Here is a 1,204-nt window from a genome sequence, read left to right as displayed (position 1 = left end):
CGTCCCGCTCGCCTGCGCCATCGACTGCACGCCAACCGTCACGTCGATCGTCATCCAGCCCGGGTTCCATCCCGCCGAGCCCTGGCCATCCGCCGTCGCAACGTAGTCCGTCCCCGCACCAGCGGCCGAGGCGGTCGCCCACGGCACACCACTGCGTGCGACGTTCCAGGTCGCCTGCGTTTCCAGCCAGTCCTTCAGCAGCCGGTGGGCACGGTAGACGTAGTCGTAGTAGCTGGTCTTGTACAGCGAGAGCGTGGCCGACTGGATCACCGCACCGTCCGGTACCGGTCCACCTTCGGACTGGAAGATCGCGAACCGGAGCAGGTCGCGGTATTCGTTGCCTTCCTGCAAGGCGGTATTGCTGCCGTAGTTGCCATCCTTGGCCCAGCTCGACAGGTAGACGTCTCGCGTGCCGGTGTAGCTGCTGCCGTCATCCTGCAGGTTGACCGTGACCGGTCCGCCGCTGCCGACACCGACATTGATCGCGACCGCGGCCGAGGTCGTGCTGGCGTTCTGGTTGTCGACGGCTACCGCGGTCAGGCTGTAGCTGCCGGCGGCCACATTGGCCCAGTTGATGCTGTACGGGGCGCTGCTGTCGCTGCCGATCAGGCTGCCGTTGGCGTAGAAGTCGACCCGGGCAACGCTGCCATCGCTGTCCGCCGCATTGGCCGTGACGGTGATGCCGGCCGGGGCGGTGTAGCTGGCACCGGCACCGGGGGCGCTCAGGCTGACGGTCGGCGGGACGTTGCTGCTGCCGGCGGTGACCGTGATGCTGACGGCGCTGGAGGTCGTGCTGACGCCAAGGTTGTCCACGGCGACGGCGGTGACGCTGTAGCTGCCAGCGGCCACATTGCTCCAACTGATGCTGTACGGCGCACTGCTGTCGCTGCCGATCAGGTTGCCGGCGGCGTAGAAGTCGACCCGGGCAATGCTGCCGTCACTGTCAGCGGCGTTGGCCGAGACGGTGATGCTGGCCGGGGCGGTGTAGCTGGCACCGGCACTCGGGGCGGTCAGGTTCACGGTCGGTGCGGTGTTGCCGGTCACCGAGACGGCGATGACGGCCGAGGTCGTGCTGCTGTTCTGGTTGTCGACGGCAACGGCGGTCAGGTTGTAGTTGCCGGCACCGACATTGCTCCAGTTGATGCTGTACGGGGCACTGCTGTCACTGCCGATCAGCGTGGCGCCGGCATAGAAGTCGACCCGG

The 1,204-nt window shown here is 67.3% G+C and carries 1 protein-coding gene; it reads right to left on the bottom strand.

The annotated features are described in order from the left end of the window. A partial coding sequence (locus ACYVHK_RS24705; protein ID WP_460537749.1) for an Ig-like domain-containing protein occupies positions 1–1,204 on the bottom strand: 1,204 nt, incomplete at both ends.

This window comes from Chitinimonas naiadis (assembly GCF_054780835.1).
The sequence above is the reverse complement of the archived record's forward strand: the minus strand, read 5'-3'. Positions and strand labels throughout refer to the sequence as shown.